The sequence below is a fragment of the Paenibacillus agri genome (genome assembly GCF_013359945.1).
GTDB lineage: Bacteria > Bacillota > Bacilli > Paenibacillales > Paenibacillaceae > Paenibacillus_AQ > Paenibacillus_AQ agri.
The window spans coordinates 55,979-79,077 of the sequence record NZ_JABWCS010000206.1 but is presented as its reverse complement, the minus strand read 5'-3'; the positions used below and the strand labels follow the sequence as shown (position 1 = coordinate 79,077).

The window sequence follows — 23,099 nt, the reverse complement described above, 5'->3', positions numbered from 1 at the left end:
GGCGACCTCTATGGCACAATCTCAAAAACAGTGCCCTGATTAGCATCAGCCACTTTCATCGAGCCATACACCCCTAAAAATAACCGGGTTTGATCCAGATTTGTTCCTAAACTAACATAATAAGCGGCGTGAGACCCGAAATTATAATCAGTTTCAATAATATTGTAATCACTTTGTTTACAATCTTCTCTTACTTTGGTATAAGCTAAAACTCCTCTAACTGGAGGTTGTGATTGTTTCCGAGCCAGATCGGTAAACACGACGCTCCCTGTTAAATCGGGGAGTTCATTTCCGTTATAAGCCTGAACTCCTGTGAGTGCAGTTCCTGCAAACTTACCCGGGCGGGGGTCTTCATGATAATAACTGACTAGAGGCGGAAGGCGCAGCACTGAAGTAGTCACAGCCTCATCGAAATAGGCAATATTTTTCTCATTCAGAGTGGTATTTCCAGGGCAGCCTCTAGGTACCGCAGTCGGTAAAGTACCTTCCCACCCTCGCCAGCCAAAGTTAATAAATCCTTCTTGGTTAGATGCAGGCTCCATCATAGAAGCTTGGACGAGCTGAGTAACCGGTATGGGTTGATAATGAGCGAATGAAAAAATCGATTCCACCAGTTCCTGTCCGACACTCCCTACGTATTTAATATACTTATTATTAAACCTTTGAAATGATATGCCTGTTAGATTACGTCCTCCTTTGGCAATGACCGTAAGCATTTCCTGAATAGGTTCGGGCAGCTCATGGAAACGTGTAACAACGGTTGGATTATCAATAAAAGTATGTATGCCTACATCAATTTCAATGACTTTGCCGGCGATTTCCATAATGTCCTGGCTTAGATTAAAGGGGTCATATGCTGATCCGCCATCTCCGGTCGTTAAAACAAGTTTTCCTGTTTCAGGTGAGAAGTTTAAGCTATTAACACCATTATGATTTAAAAAGGGTCTTCTTATATTAAGTAATGAGCGCCGTTTTTGAGGTTGAACATTCGATTGTAGAAACCATTCTTCTTCAACCGTATCGATATGATCATATTTTACGTCTCTATTGTCCCACTTTAAATTTAAAGTGCTGGGATCACACGGGTTAGGCTTAAAAGATTCAGAAAAAGCAACTGGACCTTGGCTTCCAGCAACGGAGTAATGGAGATAGAACAAACCGTTATAGTAAAATTGGGGATGAAAAGCTAAGCCGATCAGCCCTCTTTCATCGTATCCCCCACCAGAAGTCCCTAGTTTTAAGATTCGCTGGCGAATATCTAGAAATGTCCCGATCACTCCGTTTCTAATGTAAAAGATCTCTCCGACCTGGGTTACAATAAATAGGCTTTCGAAGGAGTCACCCGGGAGGATAGCTGTTTTTACAACAGTAGGCATATTTATCCCGCTAACAATAGGTCGTAGACTGACTTTAACTTTTTTCAACGAAATTCCCCTCCCGGTTGTTGGCATCTTTTTAAGAATATGATGTGATTTGTTTCATTAGCACGGGGATTTTAGAAATATGAACCGGATAGAGAAATCTAATTGAGTTGACAAGTGTTGACGAAATAAGTAGCCCTAAATTAGAAAACACCTGTTTTTAAACAGGTGTTTTTTCACGTTTTCAAAGATATCGGCGAACTATTCAATCAAGAGGGAATCATTCGAATGGCAAACTTTCTCCCGGTCGTAATACTTTCACCATGTTCCTTTAGGTCGAAATGAGCGATTATAGAACTGCAAGACACATCGGTTCTTATTCGGACGGACGTAACGAGGCGGGGATATCCATATATCCCGCAGTGCCGTGCATGGTATGTTACGGTATCCTGTGCGAACCGGCTCGGTAAGAATCCACTATTTGGGGTTCGATTCCCCAATCGCCTAGGGAGCGATTCTGGTAGAATACTCGACTTTCAATCGAGCAAAAAAAAATTGAGCAACAGAAAGACCAAAGGATAGAATCCCTAGCGGCTAGTTTGAGCGCACTGCAGGCTGGCTTTGTAATCCGTGGATACCGCTGGAACGAAACTCCGGGGAATTCGCTTGGATGGAGGATCAAGAAGGACGACTGAAGTGTAGTCAGCCATCTTCCCAAAACCCTTGAAAATCACTCGCAGATCGTCCAGCTAAAACGAGATTCCGTCAAAACCACAGTGGGATTTAATCCAATGGTCGAAATATTAAGGGGGAACGAATATGTTAAAAAAAGTAACCATTCAAGCGGACCAGCGAGGTTTGCTCTTTCATAAAGGAAGTTATGTTAAAAAACTCATGCCGGGAACGTACAACTATTTCTCGTGGTCGCAAAGCACAGTTGTGGTAATGAATATCGCGAAACCGTTCGATGTAGAGGGCAAAGACTTGCAGTTGTTCCTTCACGATGAGGATCTCGCGCGAGAACTCAATATCGTACGAGTGCAAGACCACGAGTATGTCCTGCGTTACGAGGACGGGCAATTCGTACAACTTCTTAAACCGGGTATCTATGCTTTTTGGAACATACTTAGAAAACATACCTTTATACATACAGATACCAGACAAGCTGAGCTGTCTGCCGAGGTAGATCGTTCAATTTTACCGAAGCTCACAGCCTATGTGCAGGCCTTCGAAATCGCGAGTAACGAATCTGGATTTTTATTCTATGATCACGTTCTGCAACGAGAGATCTCTCCCGGAAAGTATTACTTCTGGAAAGGCCCAGTGTCGGTTATGGTCAAGAAGATTGATCTGAGACAACAACAAATGGATCTTATCGGCCAGGAAATTATGACGGAAGACAAGGTTACACTACGGCTGAACTTCGTTTGCCAATACAAGATCGTAAACCCGCTGCGCGCTTTGGAAATGAAATCGTTTGACGAGCAAATTCATATCCAGCTTCAGCTTATGCTGCGGGAGTATGTCGGGACGCTTAAATTAGATGATCTTTTGAAACGGAAAGAGGACATCGCGTCGTTCATCCTGTCTCGTATGCATGAGAAGAGTGAAGAATTTGGCGTACAGTTCCTGGGCGCGGGAGTTAAGGATGTTATTTTGCCAGGAGAAATGAAAGAGATCTTAAACACCGTCCTAATGGCGGAAAAGAAGGCCCAAGCCAATCTAATTACCCGCCGGGAAGAGACAGCATCGACTCGAAGCCTGCTTAATACCGCGAAGCTAATGGATGAGAACCAGACGTTATTCCGATTGAAAGAGCTGGAATTCTTAGAGAAAATATGCGAAAAAGTCGGATCCATCTCTTTAACGGGCGGTGGAGATCTGCTTGAGCGGCTGAGTTCGCTTATTGGGGAGAGAAAGCCAGCGAGTAAATCGTAATAAGTAAAGAGGGGCCATCGCCCCTCTTTTTGTTTAAATCAGAACACGCATTTATTCCGTCAACCGAACCAACTCCGTGAAGTATTTCAATCCCTCTTCATCAATATCACTGCGCCCATAGGCATCCAAAAACAATTCTCTATACTGATCGGTCTTCAGATTATAGTTCAGAGTCCATATTCCCCAATATAAATCGTAGTGTCTGTCGCCAACCCCGCCATATCCCAGATCAATAAACCCGTTGAGCGAAAAGTGATCCATGATGATATTCGGCAAGCAGTAGTCCCCATGAATGATCACATTGTCTGCGGGAGAGTAATTGAACGTACTTAAGAGACTACAGTCGCTCCCCTTAACATAAGCCTCATTTAAAATTTCCTTCGTTCTATGGTTGTAAGGACATTCCGCAGTAGGCAGTGAATGCAGCATTTTAAGATATTCCCCGAACACGGATACCAATCGGCGTGGGTCCTCTAGGTGATGTGCGGCTGCTCCATCTTCACCGTTTACCGCTTCTGTAAGCAGATAATCATACTCTGAATCCGATTCATAGGCTATGGCATTAGGTGCGACATGATGTCTATGTAAAAAAGAGGTCATTTTATATTCGCGTTCAAGCGAGTCTCGTTCGCTTATTTTCAGAAAAGCACGTTCATCGCCTGCAACTAATAGTGTTTTTGCATTTTCGGAAGAGCTGCTGTCATAAAGGGTTGCTCCTTTTAGATATTGCCTGATAGTTGCGGGTACGGTCTCAATATCAAAGGAAATCTCAGTACGTTTCATATTCTAATGCTCCGCTCAAATTATATTCTATCAATCCCATAAAGCGCTTGCTCAGCGTCGTATCTCATGATTTTACGATCTAATTTCATGCCTACTCTTTCTAATAGCTTGCAAGAAGAATGATTAGCCGTTTGGGTCTCAGCAATCACTCTGTTTAAGTTCAATTCATTGAATGCGTAAGTAAGGACTTGGGCAACGGCTTCTTTCGCGTACCCATGGCCCCAGGAATGGGGGAGAAGCTCATAGGAGATCTCAGTATCTTGACCATCAACATGTTGTTCCAAAGAAACTAGTCCTATAAACTCGTTACTGATTTTCAGTCGAACAGTCCAGTAATATGAATCTGTCTCAGAACGTTGTAATATATCTAAAAACTTATTTAATGCATGCTCCTCGGGTATTGCTCCACCCAAGTATGTTCTTACTTGTTCGTTCCCATAAAGAGTTTTTACAGCTTGATAGTCACTTTGTTGTAGTCTGGTTAAATTGCATCTGTGTGTCTCCAAACGAGTTCGCCTCCGTGAAATCATTAAATTCCTCTTTCTAATCTTTCCTCCCAGTCTAGCCACAGTCTGCTTTCCCAATTTGACCAAACCTCTTTTACTTTGTTGATTAGCCATTCTCCGCCAATAGTTATTGAATTTTCATGGGAGGCGTAGATAACCCAGTCCATTTCTTTACTACACCAGAAGCCCTCCCCATTAAATGTATAAGTAGGAGTAAATGCTGAGAGCTCCAGTTCATATTCAGGTGAAAATTCTAATTCCCTTAACTCATAAACATGATTAACCCCATGTTCTTTTAAAAACTTACGGAGTAGTTCGTAGCCAACTTCTGAATCAAAGTAGTCATCCATAAAAGCTAGCGTGAGTTCATTCTGACTACCATCAAGTGGTATCCAGGGCCCTCTCGTTTTTATAGCCCATATATCATTTAGTTGAGTCCAAAGTAATTCAATTTCTGGCACGGATAACTTGCGTCTGTAGAATAACGGTGGTTGGCTCATGACTTTTGCTGCAGATACATTCTCAAGATAAGAAACAAAGCTACTTCTCTCTTCAGACATTGTGTTTCTTGTAACATTATCATCGTCATTTGCTTTTGTCATAAAACTAACAGCTTCATTTATAACTTGAGTGATCTTGACTTTTGCCTCTGAAAAAGAGTCAAAGTCTTCGGGTATATATCTTTCCAATTCAGCTAAAATAGCTTTCAAAACAATATATCTGGGGAATAATTTCTTGGCTTCAAGAGAGTGGTCAATTCCGTCGGGTTCCCGATCCCTACCTTGATCGATTAATCTACTATACTTTCTGCCCCAATAATCAATTTTTGTTATGCAATATCTCCTTGCTAACGAATGCAGGCCTCTTGTTAGCGATGCTTCAAGCATGTGTTCACCTCATTAAAATCTCTCATTTCAATCCATACGAAAAACCTTCCCCTTGGGTACAAACGGCAAGCTTTGTCCCTTGGGAATAAGAAAGGCGTGCTCCCGGCGAATGGTGACTCTATCACAGAAGCCGTCTGTGATGATCAGCAAGGGGCCGTTTTTGGGGAAATCCTCTGCACGCTCTAGCAGATCGATTCCCGGTTGGAGGATGGTGCCCCCGCGGCCTTTGACGGATATGCGATCGGCGATGACCTCTGGGGCGAGATACCCTTGGTCGTAGACAGTAGCGTCGCAGAACACTACACGTACCAGTGGAACATCTCTAGATAAGCTATAGCTGGCGATGGCACCCAGAGCTTTGCCAAGTAGCTTGGTATCCATGGAACCGGAGGTGTCTAGTACCACTCCGAACGTACGGCCATCTTCGTCCCCGGCGTCTGGTACCCAGCGAGGTCTGGGAATGTCGGGGGTGGAGGATTGTCTGCGGCTGATTCTGGAATAACTCCGAAACTTTTCCACTGGAGAGAAGTAGTGATCGAACCATTTCGCAAGCTCTATATCCCATAGGATAGGGGGCTGAGACAATGCACGAATTTCTTCTACAAGACCTGCCGGAAGTAGCCCGCGATGCTGATCATAGTGATAATCAAGACCTTGGCTGAGACAATTACGGTAAAAATCATCAAGGGCAAGTCCATCATTCCGCTCCCACCAATCAGGTTTACTCGGCGGTAGGATATCTCCAAGGCCCATTCCCCGAAAGGTAGCGACTTTACGATACAACCGGAGGTCGTTAACGATCCGGTCATAGATCGATTCGGCAGATAAGCCCTTTAATTCTGGATCATAAAGCCCGCCAATTCTAGGGAAAGCACCTAATCCCATCTCCATCAACCACTGATTGATGACATAATCACAGGCCACATTCCATAAATACGGAACACGTCCGTCAGCGCGGGCATGGTGTCTTAACCCGACATGCAGAAATTCATGCGCCAGCACAAACCGGCATTCCTGCTCATCGAGGCCTGCGGCGGGATTCATGTAGATTTCTTTGGCCTCGGCATCTACAGCGGCGACAGTGATGGACAATCTATTGCATAGAATGGGGTCCTCAATAATGGTAAAATCGGCAGCCATCGCTCCCATAAGCGGATAACTGCTGATGAACCAATTGCGGGCTTTTAGGGCGGGCGTGAGGACTTCTTTCTGAGCTCCCAGGTATGCTTCGTATCCTGCGGTCACATTGACTGCACTGGTGACAGCCATGGATAAACCCTTCCCCAGACAATCCTGCCAATTCACTTGACGGTTGCTCCAATAGTAGCCCGTATCACGGGAATTCAAGAGCATGTCCTGAAATCCGTGCCCGGCAGAGCCGAGGTTGTGGAAGGAAGGAGGGAGCCCCCGCTCCACGAAGGTGTCATACAACTCTTCTTCGCTTTTAGCAGCCAATTCTACTCGTCCGTCCATACCTGCAGGCGGTCGCCCAAGCTTCATGTCATACAGAAATTTTGCAATAAAAGCATCGCATGCCGCATTCCATAGATCCTGACGTTCCATCACCCGGAAATGTCCAAACCCAAGATGAAGCAAGGCATGGGCAAGAATGTACACCCATTCCTCCGGTAGACCTCTTCGCTTAGGATGCACATGAATAAAACCATCACTAGTGGTGACAGCCCAGCCGTGCTCTGGACACTGATTACCTTCCCGGCGGATAAAATGAGCGTGTAGGGCAAGCGGAGCGAACATGGGATGTTCGGTAATGTATTGAAGACCTTCGTTATAGGCTTTGGTAGCGGGATCAAGTTCTCTGGACTTAGGTTTCGCCATAGTTATACTTCCTTCTTCTGAACAAGTCGTGGCAAGTCACGGACAATTTCAACAAGGAACCAATCCGGCAGGCTCTCACCGTTCTCATTTCGCGCAACCGTAAGCTGAGCGATTTCGAGACTGATGGTGCTTAAGTTTTTAATCAGAGCCTTGGAACGGTGGGCAAGTCGCTTGTGATGCTCAGTAAGATTGGACTTGGATTCCGGCAGCTCTTTAATAAGATGTGCACGGAAGGACTGTGCCATAAAGTACAGCACATCCCGATCCTCTGGTTCATGAGGCCAATGGAGTTCACCTTCCAGGATGCATTCAATTTGTATTTGTTATTCGTTTGTTTGTAGAATGCTTTGAATTGCCCGGCATGATGAGGAGATAGACAACCCGTGGCCAGAATATCCAAAATTTCAGGCTGCAGGCCGTCACCGTATTCTTTTAACGCATCACTTAGCATATGCCAGGATCTTGGTGTGGAGAAGGGTACTTCGTGTTTCGGAGGTTGAACCCAAAGATGGTCTGGACGAGTCTCTATATATTGGATCACTAGCGGGTGGATTTCATTCTCATACGCCCACGCTAACCATTCACGGTGAGATACTCTCAATTGCACATGAAACATGCGGTTGATCAGTGCGGATGACATGGGTTTGACGATAGCGCTATCCTGCGCACGGTTTCCCGCACCAATGACGATAGAGCCCTCCGGGAGGCGGTATTCCCCGACACGTTTTTCCAGGATCAAGCTATAAAAAGCTTTCTGAACCTCATGCGTACAAGCGTTAAGCTCATCCAGAAACAGGCAATAAGGCTCGTCGCGGGCGATGATGCTTGGCGGACAGAATCTGCTTTTTCCATCTATAATTTGCGGGACGCCAATGAGATCCTCGGGTGCAAGCTGACTTCCCAGCAGAGAGACACAGGGCAGACCCACCTGATCGGCAAATTGCTGAACTAAGGAGGATTTTCCGATTCCCGGAGGTCCCCAAATAAAAACAGGACGTGCGACGGCGATGTTTAATAATAGATCCATGATCTGTTTAGATGACACTGTTGTAGAGATATTCATTATTGATTGTTGATTCCTTCCATATTTAAACGTTAAAGTAATGATACCACAAGATAATTGTGGACCTGGTGATAAAGAATGGTTATAAATTAAAGATTCATAGGTTAACCTTGCTTAGATACAGGCTGTATTTTTCAGCTATAATCAAAAACTACCGCTTCTTAAGGTGACATCAGAGTATAATGCGGTTAATGGAAGTTGAAATGAAAAAGGAATTTAGGAAGTGAAGGTAAATGTTAAATCAAGCTGCAGAAAAAAGCTTAAGCAAGTTAATGACCAAGATTCTCCGTCATACTCCTGGGGAGTTTGGTGTCGTTCTGGATTCTGGAGATGGATCGTGTCGGCTGAGTGTTTTATTGGAGGCGATTCAAGCCCAGCCAAAGTGGTCGGGAGTTACGTTAGCGGATATTGAACAGGTGGTTTCTCAATCGGACAAACAGCGTTTTGAAATTAAGGATGACCGGATCAGAGCGAGGTACGGTCATAGTCACGATAAAATTCAGTATGCCCCCGGTGAGCCTCCGGTGCTACTGTATCATGGTACGAATCAGAAGGCTCTCCCTGCAATTTTGCAGGAAGGGTTGAGCCCGATGAGCAGGCAGTATGTTCATTTATCGGAAGGGACTCATTTTGCAACATTGGCCGGGAGTCGCAGGGGAACGTTAGTTATCCTTAAAGTGGACACGCAGCGCGCACAGCAGTTAGGCGTTAACTTCTATTACGCTGGAAATGAAGTTTGGTTGGCAGAGCATGTGCCGCCTGTGTGCTTCTCGGTCTTAGAATCTGATGAACAAGAGGTGCGACAATCATGAATCAACCTATCATCGATATCGGCGTTAATCTGATGCACCGTTCGTTTCACCAAGATCGTGAGCAAGTGGTGGAGAGGGCAGTCGCTAAGGGCGTTAGTCCGCTTATTATTACAGGAACAAGTCTTAGGAACAGCATGGAAGCGGCCCGTTATGCTGGTCGTTACCCGGGGAAGCTCTATACTACAGCGGGCGTGCATCCGCATGATGCCAAGAGCTGCAATGAGGATACGATTGCGAAGTTAAAGGAATTAGCGGCACTTCCGCAAGTGGCAGCGATAGGTGAATGCGGTCTGGATTATAATCGTGATTTTTCCCCGCGGGATGTGCAGCGAAAATGGTTCAGGGAGCAGGTTAATCTGGCTGTTGAACTGAACATGCCGTTGTTCCTGCACGAACGGGAAGCGGCTACGGATTTTAAGGCTATTCTTAAGGAACAGGCATTCCCCAAAGCTGTTGTCCATTGCTTTACCGGAACCCAAGCAGAGCTCATCGCGTATCTGGAGATGGGTCTCTATATTGGGATTACCGGCTGGATTTGTGACGAACGAAGAGGGAAACATTTGAAGGAACTGGTGAAGCTGATTCCGCTGGACCGGCTGATGATCGAGACGGATGCGCCATTTTTGACCCCGCGCGATTTAAAAGAAAAGCCGGTGGATGGGCGGAACGAGCCAGGCTACCTGCCGCATATTTTGGAGGCCGTAGCGCGTTGTATCGGTCAGCCCGTGGAAGAGGTCGCCAAGGTAACGACAGAGACAGCGGTAGCGTTTTTTAATTTGAAGAGATAGAAGAAGATCTATTATGGTTTATGCAACGCTATTGATAATACTAAATCCAACAAGTAAATCTTGTTGGATTTTTTTGTTGAACATAATCTTTAAACCATATAGTAAGACGACAAATCCTACCTATTTGTTTAATATACAACGGAACCGCGATGTTGTTGGTTGATAAACAATAAAGGAGACTGATATCATGACAAGTGTATTATAAATAACAGTTGTTGTTTAAGGAGGAGCAAACATGAGCACCAATTATAAACCCCAAGCGCAAGTCCCTAGCGTTTTTCATAAAAAAATCGGTGGTATTATCGTTACGGTATTATCAGACGGGAATTTGGAATTACCATTGGATGCCTTCTTCGAACTAGAAAAAGACGAACCGATTCAAATATTGAGAGAACACCTTCAAGCTGTGCCTCCATACATGAATACAAATGGATTTATTGTTAATAACAACGGACATATTACTTTAGTGGACACGGGATTTGGATCTAGTTTTGGGCCAGGGGCAGGCCATCTAATCGATAACCTAATAGCAGCTGGCTACTCAACAAAGGATGTCGATACCGTACTTCTGACTCATATGCATCCGGATCATGTGAATGGTTTATTGTTGGCAGATGGAACGAGAGCGTTTCCTAACGCCAAAGTCATTGTACATGAGAAGGAATATGGATTTTGGATGAAGGACAATGTTGAGGATCATTTCCAGGACGATTTAGGAAAAATGAGTGTCCAAATGGCTCGATCAGCACTCGCTCCGTATAAAGATGATATTGTGACTTTTTCCGATTCCGTTGGTATTCCCGGGATAACCCCAATAGAGGCCCATGGACACACGCCTGGTCATACCGCATATCTAATAGAATCTGAAGGAGACAGATTGTTAATTTGGGGGGATATCATTCAGAATGCAACCATCCAGATGTCACAGCCAGAATTGAAGTTTGCTATGGATATTGATGCTGACCAAGCGTCAAGAACACGCATTAAACTGCTCGACTTCGCATCAGAGGAAAGAATCCGGGTAACAGGAATGCATATGGATTTCCCTGCTTTCGGGTACGTCAAAAAAGAAGGTAATCGTTATATTTATGTACCGGAGCAATGGAGAGCTAATGACTTATGAGGAGAGTTAGAAGTTAATAACTGACAGTAGCAGTCAGAAGGCTGACGAAAGTATAGCTCCCCTCTAGGGAAAACTCATAGTGTAGCGAAGGACCGCTCCTCTAAAACGCTGGACTTGGAATTCCGGCTCCAAGATGTAAAAACATTTTGCTTTTACTTAGTCCAAAATATAAACAGCCTGTTGAGTTTCCTCAGCAGGCTGTTTGAGCGATATGTATCAAAGTTTATCGGTGGCTCCGGGTACTTTGATAAACATTGCCGTAATCAGTCCCAAACACATCATAACGGCAAAGGTGAGAAAAGGGAGGGAGGCTATGCCAGACTTCAGCAGGCGTGTCGTTGCGAGTGGACTTACCCCGGCCCCGGCAAATAGAACAAAGGTATACATGGAAGTGGCGATGGCCCTGTTCCTGCTTCCTATTTCCCCAACCAAAGAGATGATGGCTGGTACAACCAGCGAGATGCCGCCTACAAAAACAACACTCATGAGCATATAGCTGCTTAGCTGTTGAACCAACCCCATGCTCGCTAAGCCCACGATGGCCAGTGTTAGGCCGATGCGCAGCGTCGGAAGTGTGCCCCATTTTTCAAATAGATTACCGGCAAAAGGGCAAATCAGCATACCAATGATGCCGAGTGCGCGCACACCGAATAATTGTATGCTGCTAAGCCCAAATGGTGCTTTCTCAAGAACAGTACCCAGCACGGTATACATTCCTACAAAGCAGAACAGGATCAAAGCGGTAATTCCGTAACACAGCAGCAAATTCGGGTTGGACCACACCTGTTTCCACTGTTTAGCATATGTCCGGGCATTCCAAGAGGGCCGATCCATTTTCTCTCTGGGCAGCAGGGTAATAATAAGCCCCAGGGTCAGCAGATAAGCGAAGCCCAGGACCACGAATACTTGATGCCAGCCCAGCAAATCCGTGAAAAAACTTCCCCATAGCTGTCCGACAATCCCGGCCATTAGAAATCCGGTGCTGACCACCCCGATGGCTGTCCCTCTTTTGGAAGAAGGAAAAACTTCACCAATGTAGGTTAAAGCTACGGGGGAGAACGCCGCAGCGGCGATCCCCTGCACGCACCTCAGGAAGATCAGAAGGTTGAAGCTGGAGACGAAGCCCACAGATAAAGTGGCCAAGGACAAAACAGCAAGCCCGATAGAAATGACTGTTTTTCTTCCTAACCAATCGGATATCGGACCGTGAATCAAGCAGCCGATTGCGTAAAAAAGAGAAAAGGAGCTTCCAAGTACAGCAGCCTTCTCGGACGACAGGTGAAAGCTCTGTGTAATAGTGGGAATCAGCGGTACGGATACATATAACGAAGAAAGAACAATCAACCCTGACCAGAACAGCAAAGCGACAAGCCGCGTGTAATTAGGCTCTCTGATTTGTAAGTTAGTATTCATAGAATCGACCAGCTCTCCTTTGAAGGGGAAATCCATAAAACAGATTATTCAATAGATCATCTGATGTTTGATTTTGTCTAACATAACTTTTAGTAAGGTGATTTGTCAATAATACATGTAATGTAACATTACATAACTATGAAAAAATAGCTTGTTTTTTACGATATCACTCACTATAATGTGAACCATAAACCGAAATGAATGAAATTGTGTTAGGTAAAATAACATATACAAGAGGCGGTGGTCCTATTAGCACCTATGCAGGTTTTAAAACTGTTCAGCGTCGAAAGCTGGTGGATGAAGTGCTTGACCAGTTACAAATGCTGATTGGCACGGGAGAATATAAAAATGGCGACAAGCTGCCGGCTGAACCCGAATTGATGCGGCTGCTCGGCGTTGGTCGATCCACCATTCGTGAAGCGGTCAAAATTTTGGTTCACGCCGGACTGCTGGAAGTCCGCCAGGGAGACGGGACGTATATCCGTTCTTCCTCGACAGTCATGAACGGGGTCCGGCAGACGCTGGCTCCGCATAACTATGCTCAAATTCTTGAGGTGCGCCGGATCCTGGAAATTGAAGTGTCAGGTTTGGCGGCAGACAGAAGATCGGAGGAAGATCTTGTGCGAATGCGCCAATACCTGAACCAGAGAAACGAAGCTTTGGACAAGGGGCGGTATGCCGAATATGTAGAGGCTGATCTTTCTTTTCACATTGCCGTCGCTGAATCGTGCCACAACGAAGTGCTGCTGGAAATGTACAAGGTCGTGGCTGAAGGACTCAAGGCGATGCTGAGCCAGCTAATTTTGGATACCCGCCATTATGAAGATAATACAGCTTATCACGAAGCGATTTTTGCAGCGATACAAGCGGGTGACAGTGCTGAAGCCAAACGGCAGACGATCTGTAATCTGGAGGCTGTGGCCCAAATTCGGATTTCCTAAGCTCTAAACATCAGATGATATGTTGAATAAGGATAACTTGCCCCGCCAACCACATCAAAGGAGTGAGAAAGTATGAGTCAACTTCATGAGGAGAACCAAGTTTTGCAGGTGGGCATTGAAGAAAAGCTTTCTTTCGGAGCCAATTTGACTTACGGGTTTCAGCATTTGCTTGCTTTAACAGGTATATTCCTGTTTCCGGTGTTAATTGGACAAGCGATGAAGCTCGAGGCCGGCACCATTGGTTATATGATTCAGGCCTGTTTTTTGACCACGGGGCTCGTTACCATTCTCCAGTCAGGTAAAATGCTGAAGCTCCCTGTCGTTCAAGGACCGACGGCCGCCTTTTTTGTAGCTGTATTATCTGCAGGTACTAGCGTAGGGCTGGGCACTGCGTTTGGCTCTATGGCAGTTGCGGGTGTGATTTTCATGCTGCTGACCATACCGATCCGCAAATTCGGGTTGATTGGACATGTTAACAGGTTTATATCCCCACCGATTGTATATGGGACCCTGCTCATTATCATTGGCGCCCAGCTCGCGAACATCGGCCTGAAAAACTGGTTCGGCAGCGCCAATGAGGGAATTAACTTCGCTGCTGCCGGGGTTACCGTGATTTGCGTGCTTGTTCTGATGATCGTTGGAGGCAATACGCTGCTTCGCCGGGGTGCCTTGTTGTGGGGGATTGTGATTGGCACTGTATTTTACTCGATTTTCGGGACGGCTAACTTCTCTGCAGTTGGATCAGCCGGTTGGTTCAGTCTGCCGTCGATCTTCCCCTTTGGTTTCGGTGTCTCCATTCCGGTAGTAATCCTGATGCTCCTTGCCTTTCTTCAAGCTTCGGCTGAAGCCGTCGGCATGTATACGCTGCTTACCAAATGGGGCGGACAGAAAATGGATTCCGAGCGTGTGAACCGCGGGTTGTTCGGCGAATTTCTCGGCTGTACGATCGGCGCTGTGTTTGGCGGGCTGGGCACAACTTCGTATCCGGAAAATATCGGGATTGTGCGGGTATCCGGTATTGGAAGCCGCTACGTTACGATGACAGCCGGCGTGATGGCGATTATTCTTGGTCTGATTCCTAAGGTAGGCTTGTTCATCGCTTCTCTTCCAGGTCCGGTCCTTTCGGCAGCTTCAACGGTGTTGTTTGGCATTATCGCAGTCAGCGGTATTCAAATGGTCAGCAAGGTCGTTTGGGACGAATTGAATCTGGTTGTCGCTGGTTCTTCCTTCATTATTTCGCTGGGTACGATGTATCTGCCTACAGAATTGACCTCTAAGCTGCCACTAGCAGTTCAAAGCATTGTTACCCAGCCTATGCTGGTGGGGGTTGTCCTGCTCATCGGATTAAATACGGTGGTTAACATCTGGATCAGACCGGTGATGGAGCAACGGTCCGGCGGGGTTAAAACGAACACGGAAGTCCCGACAGAGGTTGCCTGACGACGGGTTGTAGTCTATATATTCAATTTATCCGATTAGAGGAGCTGGGCATATGAGCTTTAAAAATAAGGTGAGATGGGAGATCAATCCCACTAGAACGGCAGTGATCGTGGTCGATATGCAGAATGTATTTTGCCAGCCGGATGGCGCGCTTTACGTTCCTCGTACCGACAATATTATTGGGAATATTCAGGAACTGACTGTAGCCGCTCGTGAGGCCGGGATGCCGGTCATTTATCTTCGCCATATCGTACGGGGAGACGGCAGCGATACCGGTAGGATGAAGGATATGTATCCGAATGTGGATGAAATATTGAAAAGAGGCACGCATGGAGTGGAGATTATAGACGAACTGGAGCCGCTTCCTGGTGACATTATCGTGGATAAACTGTTCTACAGTGGCTTTCATGATACCGATCTGGATACTATTTTAAGAAAACATGATGTCGATACGCTTATTATCTGCGGCACAGTGACCAATGTGTGCTGCGAAACAACGGTTCGCGATGGGGCACATCGGGAATACAAAATTATTTTTCTGAGCGATGGCAATGCAGCAATGGATTACCCGGATATGGGCTGGGGGGCCATTGCTGCCGAGGATATTCAGCGTATAACGCTGACAGTGATTGCCTATGAGTTTGGGCAAGTCTCGCCAACGGGTGAAATTATTCAAGAGATTCGGGAACGAGCTGGTCATTTGATTGCAGGGAAGTAAACCGTTATAAATTAGAACACCTGTCAATACTGGGCAATAAGAGTCCGGTATTAACAGGTGTTTTGAATTGTTGAGGACAAATCGAAGCGAAGTTACAAGTGAATTAAGCCTCAGAGGAAAACGGTTATGCGGGCGATTTAGCTATGTTGAGGTTTAGTTTCAACCCATGCAACCTTAAGATCTCTCTTTTTGAAGAACCAGGCATTGTTAATTTTGACGAACTCGTCGAAATATCTGATCGTTGCCACCATCAAATTTTTGTTATCTCCATCAACGGTTAAATGGTGCGCGAAACAATAGGTTGTCCCAGTCGCAGTATCACCAGACAAGTTGATCTTGCTTTGGCCATTAAAATGCATAGTGGAGGTATAGGTGTTCAGGTTGTCAAACACAGGGAACAAATCTTGTCTACTATTAATGACTTGATCTGGTTCTGCCTGACGTTCATCCATAAATACTCTAAATAGCGTATCTTCAGTGAATAGAGCCATTTGACCTTCAGCATCTCTCGTGTCTGCACAGAATGCATAGGCATCAACAAGATCGCGGATGGCATCACGGTCAGCAATTTCTTCAAGGGATAATTTTTTTACAGTTGTCATTTTTTCCACACCTTTTCCTTCATATATTTGTGTATCTGTTCTTGCTACATATATTTTGCTTGTTGCATAACTTCTATCCTTATAGTAACCGGGCTGAAGTTTTAAAGCTTTGTCGTACAGGTCATTTTTGTTGTCAATTCGGCTCATTCGAACGAGCATTGGATTGTCTTGCTGCCTTTGTGTTATCTTTTACTCAGATAAGGAGTGAGGTGAATGGGGTCAGTAATTAGAAAGGCTGTGAAAATGCCTCAGAGTATAGCTAGCGTTAGCATGTTGAAGTTAAAAGGATTATCGGTCATGGGAGCATGCGGCTATTCGGATATCAAGACCGGAAGGATGTATCTGCAGGACCATGTTTTATTGGTTGTTCTGGAAGGGGTCTACATCGTCAGATACGGTGAGCAGAAATATACGGTAAGGAAAAATGAAATGTTACTTTTGCATAAAGGCATCGCCGTTGAGTATGAGAAGTATGGGGAAGAGGATTCGAGGCATGTCTTGGATTATATGATGTTCTTTCTGAAAGATGAGTTGCTTCATGAGTTTATGAAAATATCGAGTTTTCCTTCTTCTGAGCCTGTATCACCTGCTCCGACTGCTGTTCATTCGGTGAATGAGCGCCTGCTAAGCTATGTTGCATCACTCAAACCCTATTTTGAAAAACCGGAGGCCATTCAAGACGAATTAATAAAACTGAAAATGCTGGAGCTTCTATTTGATATATTGGACGCGGACAAAGGGTTATTGAACCAAATTCTACAGCTCAGGCAGCAACGCCCTACAAGCATTGTAGAGGTGGTGGAAAAAAATCTGCTGAACCCTGTATCGCTTCAGGATCTGGCCTATTTGTCCGGCAGGAGCTTATCGACCTTCAAACGGGAATTTCGGAAGATCTATAATGAGCCTGCCATTCAATGGATTCGTAACCGCAGGTTAGAGAAGGCCAAGGAGCTATTAACCCATTCGGGAATATCCATAACGGAAGTCTGTTACGCCACAGGCTTCGAAAATGTTTCGCACTTCTCAAAAGTCTGGAAGAAGAAGTACGGAATTCCTCCATCCGCCATGAGACAGCGTAACGTTGCCGGAGTTTCTATTGCTGAGGGATAATCTGATATTAGGCACGGAATGGTTCTTCCGTGTCTTTTTGCTATTCTATAATGGATTCGAACTCAACTACGCTCTGGCGTGAATTGAAAGAATAATGGCGTGAAATGTCGTTAAAATCGTGTGGCCTAAAGGATATAATGTTTAACATAAGGGAAGTTGAATATATAGATGCAATTATGACTAAGTATCTGTGAAATAGTAGGAGGGATATATGTCTAATAGTAGAGTTGTAATAGATAGGAGATTTGATGATTTAATCGAGAAAATTGGAATATCAACTATAGAGGCCCTGAAAAAATCCGACTTGCCTGAAGATTTATTTACTCGTCCAATATCTTCATTAACAGCTACTGAATATATAAGATTCATGGAAGCACTTAAAGAACTGTCCATTGATGAGTGCGCGCCAATAAAGATTGGTACATTAGAAAGTATAGAAACTTTTTCTCCACCTGTTTTTGCAGCTTATTGCAGTAAGAATGCATTAACTTGTATGAAAAGAATAGCGACATATAAAAAACTTACAGGTCCATTAGTATTTCTAATTAACGAAAACAGGGATTACATAACTTTAGAGATCGTTTTTGAGAATGAAGAACATGAAATACCAGAGTTTTTAACTGCATTAGAAATGGTGTTTTTAGTACAGCTTATGAGAAATGCTACAAAAACTCATATTATACCCATAGAAGTGATGACAAAGCATAAGATAGATCATGATGATTATGAGAAGTTTTTTGGCGTAAGACCTAAAATAGGACCAAGAAACGTACTGACTATATCAAAGCAAGATGCGCTTTGTCCTTTTATAAGCCAGAATGATGCCATGTGGGAGTATTTTGAGCCAGAATTAAGAAGACGGCTTAATGAATTAGACGTAGATGACACTTATGCAGCTAGAGTTAGAAGTGCACTCACAGAGCTTTTACCCGCAGGAGAAGGAAGTATAGATAATGTATCATCAAAATTAGGCTGTAGCAAAAGAACGCTTCAAAGAAAATTAAATGAAGAAAATACTACATTTCAGAAGCAGTTAAACCATACTAGAGAACTGCTTGCAAGGCATTATTTAAAAAATTCTGGGATGTTATCTGATGAGATAGCTTATCTCTTAGGATATCAAGATTTAAATTCATTTGTAAGAGCATTTCATATGTGGACAGGTATGACGATAAGTGAATATAAAAGACAATAAATATATATAGTTTATTTAGAATAATTGAAAAAGGATGAGGTCTCTATGTATACATTTGATAATCAATTACCCAAAACAACTACCTATTGGAAAGAAGGAGGGATTTTTTATATTAAACATGCAAGCTTTCGTGTAACCATTGAGGAAGCATATGCCATTGCGGAATTGTTAAAAGCATCTGTTAAGGATCAAGACACAAAGGCAATTGTGATAGATAACCGTGAAGCAAGTGGGGTTTGGACACCAGAAGTTAATAAAGTTTGGGATGATACAACGGTTGGAATTAGTGATGAAATACCAAAGAAGTTTATTACATTAACGAATAGTGTTACAGCTGCAATGCAGATTAATCGGATTTCTAGAAGAACTGGTAATGAAAATAGGTCTAAAGCATTTTACAGTGATTTTAATGATGAGGTAAAGGCATTTATAAACGCAGATTAGAAATTCCGACCTGAAATCTACTCACCCTTACCCTTACATACACGCAAAAATAAACGGTCTTCATCCTTGATGGATAAAGACCGTTTTTAAGTGGGGGATTATTTATAAGTTCCCTCGAAAACGACTTCGCTAAGCAATTTTCGGCTACTCGGGACCTCTCTCTCTTGAATCGGAGCAGGCAAACTACTCTTATCTCCTTGGTAGCCAATGGCAATGACGGCATGGAGATCGTACTGCTCAGGCAAGTTCAAGGCTGCTTTAGCTTGCTGGCGGTCGAACCCGCCAATGGCATGGGTTGCAAGTCCTTTCAGCGTTGCTTCAAGTGCCAAATAGCCCCAAGCAGTTCCTGCATCAAATGCATGCGCTCCATTAGGATCGCCGTTCTCACGTTTGGTATCGGAAGCTACGAGCACGAGCACTGGCGCTGTGGACGCCCAAAGCTTGTTGAAATCGCCCAGGAACTGATGAAATACAGCCAATTGTTCCTCTGTCTTTGCGACTACAAACCGCCATGGCTGATCATTATATGAGGAAGGTGCCCAATGAGCGGCCCCCAAAATCGCATTTAAATCTTCTTCGGATACTTTGCGATCCTCAAATGCACGCGGCGACCAGCGATTCAGAAACAATGAAGAGACACCGTTCTCAGCGCTGCGGTAAGGCTGAACCTCTGCCGAGATTTCTTCTAAAATACGAGTTGAGCTCATTTAAAACACACCTTTCCTATGCGCATTATTTGAATTTTGTTTTATTGTATCATGTTAAGATAGGCAAGGCAAAAGATTTCTATTCATGGTCTAGAGCCCTTCTAAGTTCGTCTTATATAGCGAAGGTTTGTTATATGATTTATACTGATAAAGCCAATTTAATTCGTAGGAGTTGTTTAACGAATCATGATAAAGAAAGAAGTCGCGCATATACGCAAGCAGTTTAAGTTGGATCACGATTTGCTGAATATTTACGACATTCTCAACGTGTATATTATGAAGGAAAGCAACGAGATCTATCACTGGGAGCGCCAGCCGTTTGGACTGGTGGACAGAGAGAAGCAGGAGCTGTATATGGGCAACTTCAAAAAACTGCTGACCGGTGAATTGGATCAGAAGTTGTTCGAGTTGAAGTTTCAAGCGGAAGCCGAGGAGCCGACGCAGGTAATGCTTCACCAAGCGTTAGTGACAGGTGATCCGGATGAATGGCAGGATTTGATGCTGCTGTTGGTGGATAGAATGATGGCGGATACCCATTTTGAACGGGATACGGTTGTTACTTTCGTTCGCGGACAATATTACCGGCCGACCAAAGAAAGAAACGATGAAGCTGAGGAAAGCGAGAAGAACGAGATGTTCGCGCATCCGTTCATTTTATGTAGCGTGAATTCCACGGAGAAGCAACGGAAAGCTCTCTTATTTGATTATGTGGAGAAGGAATATAAATACAATGTCATTGTAGATCCGATCGTCAAGTTAAGTACGCCGGAGCAGGGCTTCTTTTACCCGAGCGTGACGGACAATTATTCCGATGTGAACCGTATTCTGTATTGTACGGGAAAATCGAACTTTCCAGATCCGCATTTCATCGAGCAGGTCTTGAATGCCGAAAGATCCGTGACGGCACTGGAAGAGAGAGCTATTTTTGAAGATATCGTGAAGGAAGTGGCAGGGGAACAAATTGACGCAACCACCCTCGCACAGGTGTATGAGGAAATCTATCAGGTCATCGAAACTAACGAAGACCAGGAAGAGCCTCCACGGCTCGATTATAAAGATCTGGAACGCGTCCTAACGGTAAGCGGCGTAGAGAATGTGACTCCGGAGAAAGTGGAACGGGCGTTTGAAACGATCGTCGACAATAAGCATTATGAGATGAAGGCGAGCAGCGTGATGCCGAAATTCACTACCAAATCGATTAAGATCGATACAAAGGTAGCTACGATTTCGATCAGCCCGCAGGATTTAAAGTATGTGAAGCAGGTGAATTATCAAGGGAGACGCTGCATTTTGATTGAGGTTGACGAAGATGCTGTGATCGAAGGGTTTACGCTCACTACAGAGACGCTGTAAGTTTTGGCGTCAGGAATGAAGGGAGAGCTGAGGAAGTGAAGCGCTTGTCTGAAAGCTTTCGGTAGGAAAGCTCGCCCCCATAAGCTGAACTGTCTCCGGATTTGAAGAGCGGGTGTGATTCTGGTGAAGTCAGGGCATTAGAGGTAAATCTAGTTCCTCCACTCCTCTTTCTCCGTCTTCTTAAACGTGAAAAAGGGCTCAACTTTCCAACTAACAGCATTTTTGTATCTTATTTTTATTAGATGGAGGTAAATAATAGAAATAACGGCATTATTGTATCTTAATTTATGGGGAATCACACTTAAAGGCGTATTGTGGAACATTTAAGGTACAAAATTGTCCTTAGTCACCATGATCTCTTAATTGTTGGGCGTTTAAGATACAAAAATGTCGTTAATTACACTTCAGGAGTCTTTACTAAAAGAGATCACATATCTCGGATCAATAGGAATCAGATTCATCATAAAAAAGGGCTGTCACCGGATCTTGAAGATCCGGCAGACAGCCCTTTTTAGCTGAATTGAACTATGATAATTGGTTTCTACTAAGCTTTAGCGTGAGTGCTAAAACCAGAATTGATGTCATCCGTACCACTCACTTCATCCAGTGAGGCGTCCTTCTGTTTATTGAACATTTCGAGGACAGCAGGCGTAGCCGGGAAGATGAAGCTGAACAATACAATGGTAATGCCTGACAGAACCACACCGGAAATGCCCGGCATCATCCAGAGTTCGGTCACCAGACCAAAGAATCCAGTGGATTCGGTAGTCCATCCCGGTACCCCGGTGAAGGAAGTGATGATGTAGTAGAGCAGGCCGACGGTGATGCTGGCCCACACGGCAATGGTGGAGACTCTTCGCCAGAATGGACCTAGAACGAGCGGCCAGAAGACTGTGACGAAGATGATATCCCATGCGAGGTAAGCCAGATCAATGATCTGCTGAAAGTTAATCGCCAGGATGAAGCCGATAACGGCACTAACCGCAATTCCGATCCGCGAGACGCGAAGCAGCTTCTTCGGTTCAGGGTTTGTATTGATGAAATCCAGATAAATGTTCTTAGTGAACACCCCGGAAGAAGCGACGAAGCAGGCGGCTAGCGTCGACATTCCCATGGCAGCCAGCGCAGTCAGGAAGATCGCGGAGACTAGCGGCGGGAAGTAACCTTGTGCGAAGGCCAGCATGAGGTTCTCCGGATTTTGGCTGCCTGGGTAAATGAATTTATAGGCTTCGCCTAGCATGCCAGGAATCCAGCTAATTAGAATTACAATGACACCGGAGATGATCATCCCCCGCTGGGCAATCTTCGGATTCTTGGCTCCCGCTACCCGCTGCCCTAAGTCAGCTGCAGGAATATCACCGAAGGCCAGGACCAGATACAAGCTCCAGAATGTAGCGCCGCCTTTATTGAATAGTGTACTTACGTTCCACCAATCGGGATGGAAGATGTTGTCGTGGTACGAGTAAATGACTGCAACGGTAATCCCCAGGATTCCCACAATGGAGAGAAGGCCTTGGATGACTTCCGTATAAGCAACAGCCCATAGTCCGCCAATGATAGAATATAGCGCCGTCAGAAGCACGAACAACAGTGCAGCCGGGATAAAAGGAAGATCGAAGATCGCTTGGATGATGTAGGTTCCTCCGACCGTCAAAGCCCCCGCATTAAAGAAGCCGAAAGCGACGGTCATTACAGTTCCTGAGTAAGCACCCAGCTTCTTACTGGCATAGCGCAGGCCGTAATAGTCGGCAATGGTCCAGCCCTTCAATCTGCGCAGCGGCCGGGTCCAGATGAACGCACCCAGTACCATACAGGTTCCAAGTCCGGCCATCGTTGCTGTTCCTTCAAAACCGCCGGTGGTATAACCGGACCCGATAGCGGCGAAGAAGAATGGTGCGGCCAGCATGGCAGCCAGGAGACTGCCGGCTACGACGTAGAGCGGCATGCTCCAGCCCGCTACGAGCAGGTCTTCTGCGGTTTTGATTTTTTGGTATCCTTTGAAGCCGATGTAATAAATAAATACCAAGTAAATGAGAAATACAATTATAGCTGTCATGTTGTTGCTCCTCCAGTGATTAC

21 protein-coding genes are annotated in these 23,099 nt (G+C 44.9%); 11 read left to right on the top strand and 10 right to left on the bottom strand.

Annotated elements, in window-relative coordinates; genetic code table 11:
• Positions 1–8: 8 nt before the first annotated feature.
• On the bottom strand, positions 9–1,424 hold the full coding sequence (locus tag HPT30_RS12020; protein ID WP_175371630.1) for a PQQ-dependent sugar dehydrogenase: 1,416 nt from the start codon (positions 1,422–1,424) through the stop codon (positions 9–11).
• A 756-nt stretch (positions 1,425–2,180) separates the two neighbouring features.
• Here HPT30_RS12020 and HPT30_RS12015 point away from each other — a divergent pair.
• Positions 2,181–3,299 (top strand): slipin family protein, encoded by a 1,119-nt coding sequence (locus HPT30_RS12015; RefSeq protein WP_175371629.1) that lies wholly within the window; start codon positions 2,181–2,183, stop codon positions 3,297–3,299.
• 51 nt (positions 3,300–3,350) lie between these two features.
• On the opposite strand, the gene HPT30_RS12010 is transcribed toward HPT30_RS12015, so the two are convergent.
• The 5 genes from HPT30_RS12010 to HPT30_RS11990 all read right to left on the bottom strand — a co-directional run bounded on the left by HPT30_RS12010 (position 3,351) and on the right by HPT30_RS11990 (position 8,374).
• Positions 3,351–4,082, bottom strand: a complete 732-nt coding sequence (locus HPT30_RS12010; protein WP_175371628.1) for an aminoglycoside 3'-phosphotransferase — start codon at positions 4,080–4,082, stop codon at positions 3,351–3,353.
• A 20-nt stretch (positions 4,083–4,102) separates the two neighbouring features.
• Positions 4,103–4,588 carry a GNAT family N-acetyltransferase gene (locus HPT30_RS12005; protein WP_246317045.1) on the bottom strand — a complete coding sequence of 162 codons (486 nt, stop codon included), beginning with the start codon at positions 4,586–4,588 and terminating at the stop codon, positions 4,103–4,105.
• A gap of 23 nt (positions 4,589–4,611) precedes the next feature.
• Positions 4,612–5,475 carry a hypothetical protein gene (locus tag HPT30_RS12000; RefSeq protein WP_175371626.1) on the bottom strand — a complete coding sequence of 288 codons (864 nt, stop codon included), beginning with the start codon at positions 5,473–5,475 and terminating at the stop codon, positions 4,612–4,614.
• Between the two features lie 27 nt (positions 5,476–5,502).
• Positions 5,503–7,311 (bottom strand): DUF2201 family putative metallopeptidase, encoded by a 1,809-nt coding sequence (locus HPT30_RS11995; protein ID WP_175371625.1) that lies wholly within the window; start codon positions 7,309–7,311, stop codon positions 5,503–5,505.
• A gap of 142 nt (positions 7,312–7,453) precedes the next feature.
• Positions 7,454–8,374 carry an AAA family ATPase gene (locus HPT30_RS11990; RefSeq protein ID WP_246317044.1) on the bottom strand — a complete coding sequence of 307 codons (921 nt, stop codon included), beginning with the start codon at positions 8,372–8,374 and terminating at the stop codon, positions 7,454–7,456.
• A gap of 233 nt (positions 8,375–8,607) precedes the next feature.
• On the opposite strand from HPT30_RS11990, the gene HPT30_RS11985 reads away from it, so the two are divergent.
• The 3 genes from HPT30_RS11985 (at position 8,608) to HPT30_RS11975 (ending at position 11,097) form a co-directional block, all read left to right on the top strand.
• Positions 8,608–9,186 (top strand): RNA 2'-phosphotransferase, encoded by a 579-nt coding sequence (locus tag HPT30_RS11985; protein ID WP_175371624.1) that lies wholly within the window; start codon positions 8,608–8,610, stop codon positions 9,184–9,186.
• Positions 9,183–9,974, top strand: a complete 792-nt coding sequence (locus tag HPT30_RS11980; protein WP_175371623.1) for a TatD family hydrolase — start codon at positions 9,183–9,185, stop codon at positions 9,972–9,974. Before HPT30_RS11985 ends, HPT30_RS11980 begins: the two co-directional genes overlap by 4 nt.
• Positions 9,975–10,209: 235 nt before the next feature.
• Entirely contained in the window at positions 10,210–11,097 is an 888-nt protein-coding gene (locus HPT30_RS11975; RefSeq protein WP_175371622.1) for an MBL fold metallo-hydrolase, read from the top strand.
• A gap of 216 nt (positions 11,098–11,313) precedes the next feature.
• On the opposite strand, the gene HPT30_RS11970 is transcribed toward HPT30_RS11975, so the two are convergent.
• A complete protein-coding gene (locus HPT30_RS11970; protein WP_175371621.1) occupies positions 11,314–12,510 on the bottom strand; it encodes an MFS transporter in 1,197 nt (398 codons plus the stop codon).
• Positions 12,511–12,707: 197 nt separating this feature from the next.
• Between HPT30_RS11970 and HPT30_RS11965 the strand changes: the two genes are divergently transcribed.
• The 3 genes from HPT30_RS11965 to HPT30_RS11955 all read left to right on the top strand — a co-directional run bounded on the left by HPT30_RS11965 (position 12,708) and on the right by HPT30_RS11955 (position 15,609).
• Positions 12,708–13,451 carry a FadR/GntR family transcriptional regulator gene (locus HPT30_RS11965; RefSeq protein WP_175371620.1) on the top strand — a complete coding sequence of 248 codons (744 nt, stop codon included), beginning with the start codon at positions 12,708–12,710 and terminating at the stop codon, positions 13,449–13,451.
• A 72-nt stretch (positions 13,452–13,523) separates the two neighbouring features.
• Positions 13,524–14,891, top strand: a complete 1,368-nt coding sequence (locus HPT30_RS11960; RefSeq protein ID WP_175371619.1) for a uracil-xanthine permease family protein — start codon at positions 13,524–13,526, stop codon at positions 14,889–14,891.
• Positions 14,892–14,943: 52 nt separating this feature from the next.
• Positions 14,944–15,609 (top strand): cysteine hydrolase family protein, encoded by a 666-nt coding sequence (locus HPT30_RS11955; protein ID WP_175371618.1) that lies wholly within the window; start codon positions 14,944–14,946, stop codon positions 15,607–15,609.
• Positions 15,610–15,746: 137 nt separating this feature from the next.
• On the opposite strand, the gene HPT30_RS11950 is transcribed toward HPT30_RS11955, so the two are convergent.
• Positions 15,747–16,370 (bottom strand): nuclear transport factor 2 family protein, encoded by a 624-nt coding sequence (locus HPT30_RS11950; protein ID WP_217622355.1) that lies wholly within the window; start codon positions 16,368–16,370, stop codon positions 15,747–15,749.
• A 54-nt stretch (positions 16,371–16,424) separates the two neighbouring features.
• On the opposite strand from HPT30_RS11950, the gene HPT30_RS11945 reads away from it, so the two are divergent.
• From HPT30_RS11945 to HPT30_RS11935, 3 genes are all read left to right on the top strand, one after another.
• On the top strand, positions 16,425–17,321 hold the full coding sequence (locus HPT30_RS11945) for a helix-turn-helix domain-containing protein (RefSeq protein ID WP_175371617.1): 897 nt from the start codon (positions 16,425–16,427) through the stop codon (positions 17,319–17,321).
• Between the two features lie 211 nt (positions 17,322–17,532).
• Positions 17,533–18,516: a helix-turn-helix domain-containing protein gene (locus HPT30_RS11940; protein WP_175371616.1), complete on the top strand. Its 984-nt coding sequence runs from the start codon at positions 17,533–17,535 to the stop codon at positions 18,514–18,516.
• Positions 18,517–18,561: 45 nt separating this feature from the next.
• Entirely contained in the window at positions 18,562–18,960 is a 399-nt protein-coding gene (locus tag HPT30_RS11935) for a hypothetical protein (protein ID WP_175371615.1), read from the top strand.
• Positions 18,961–19,058: 98 nt separating this feature from the next.
• On the opposite strand, the gene HPT30_RS11930 is transcribed toward HPT30_RS11935, so the two are convergent.
• Complete coding sequence (locus HPT30_RS11930; RefSeq protein WP_175371614.1) at positions 19,059–19,667, bottom strand: nitroreductase family protein; 609 nt, start codon at positions 19,665–19,667, stop codon at positions 19,059–19,061.
• Between the two features lie 186 nt (positions 19,668–19,853).
• Between HPT30_RS11930 and HPT30_RS11925 the strand changes: the two genes are divergently transcribed.
• Positions 19,854–21,020 carry a DUF4317 domain-containing protein gene (locus HPT30_RS11925; protein WP_175371613.1) on the top strand — a complete coding sequence of 389 codons (1,167 nt, stop codon included), beginning with the start codon at positions 19,854–19,856 and terminating at the stop codon, positions 21,018–21,020.
• 544 nt (positions 21,021–21,564) lie between these two features.
• Here HPT30_RS11925 and HPT30_RS11920 read toward each other — a convergent pair.
• Positions 21,565–23,076 (bottom strand): sodium:solute symporter family protein, encoded by a 1,512-nt coding sequence (locus HPT30_RS11920; protein WP_175371612.1) that lies wholly within the window; start codon positions 23,074–23,076, stop codon positions 21,565–21,567.
• Positions 23,077–23,099: the final 23 nt, after the last annotated feature.

Bases quoted from the DNA above. Each gene is read 5' to 3' on its own strand.
- HPT30_RS12015 (WP_175371629.1), top strand. From the start codon at position 2,181: ATGTTAAAAAAAGTAACCATTCAAGCGGACCAGCGAGGTTTGCTCTTT.
- HPT30_RS12010 (WP_175371628.1), bottom strand. From the start codon at position 4,082: ATGAAACGTACTGAGATTTCCTTTGATATTGAGACCGTACCCGCAACT.
- HPT30_RS12000 (WP_175371626.1), bottom strand. From the start codon at position 5,475: ATGCTTGAAGCATCGCTAACAAGAGGCCTGCATTCGTTAGCAAGGAGA.
- HPT30_RS11995 (WP_175371625.1), bottom strand. From the start codon at position 7,311: ATGGCGAAACCTAAGTCCAGAGAACTTGATCCCGCTACCAAAGCCTAT.
- HPT30_RS11990 (WP_246317044.1), bottom strand. From the start codon at position 8,374: ATGAATATCTCTACAACAGTGTCATCTAAACAGATCATGGATCTATTA.
- HPT30_RS11985 (WP_175371624.1), top strand. From the start codon at position 8,608: ATGTTAAATCAAGCTGCAGAAAAAAGCTTAAGCAAGTTAATGACCAAG.
- HPT30_RS11980 (WP_175371623.1), top strand. From the start codon at position 9,183: ATGAATCAACCTATCATCGATATCGGCGTTAATCTGATGCACCGTTCG.
- HPT30_RS11975 (WP_175371622.1), top strand. From the start codon at position 10,210: ATGAGCACCAATTATAAACCCCAAGCGCAAGTCCCTAGCGTTTTTCAT.
- HPT30_RS11970 (WP_175371621.1), bottom strand. From the start codon at position 12,510: ATGAATACTAACTTACAAATCAGAGAGCCTAATTACACGCGGCTTGTC.
- HPT30_RS11965 (WP_175371620.1), top strand. From the start codon at position 12,708: ATGAATGAAATTGTGTTAGGTAAAATAACATATACAAGAGGCGGTGGT.
- HPT30_RS11960 (WP_175371619.1), top strand. From the start codon at position 13,524: ATGAGTCAACTTCATGAGGAGAACCAAGTTTTGCAGGTGGGCATTGAA.
- HPT30_RS11955 (WP_175371618.1), top strand. From the start codon at position 14,944: ATGAGCTTTAAAAATAAGGTGAGATGGGAGATCAATCCCACTAGAACG.
- HPT30_RS11950 (WP_217622355.1), bottom strand. From the start codon at position 16,370: ATGCTCGTTCGAATGAGCCGAATTGACAACAAAAATGACCTGTACGAC.
- HPT30_RS11945 (WP_175371617.1), top strand. From the start codon at position 16,425: ATGGGGTCAGTAATTAGAAAGGCTGTGAAAATGCCTCAGAGTATAGCT.
- HPT30_RS11940 (WP_175371616.1), top strand. From the start codon at position 17,533: ATGTCTAATAGTAGAGTTGTAATAGATAGGAGATTTGATGATTTAATC.
- HPT30_RS11935 (WP_175371615.1), top strand. From the start codon at position 18,562: ATGTATACATTTGATAATCAATTACCCAAAACAACTACCTATTGGAAA.
- HPT30_RS11930 (WP_175371614.1), bottom strand. From the start codon at position 19,667: ATGAGCTCAACTCGTATTTTAGAAGAAATCTCGGCAGAGGTTCAGCCT.
- HPT30_RS11925 (WP_175371613.1), top strand. From the start codon at position 19,854: ATGATAAAGAAAGAAGTCGCGCATATACGCAAGCAGTTTAAGTTGGAT.
- HPT30_RS11920 (WP_175371612.1), bottom strand. From the start codon at position 23,076: ATGACAGCTATAATTGTATTTCTCATTTACTTGGTATTTATTTATTAC.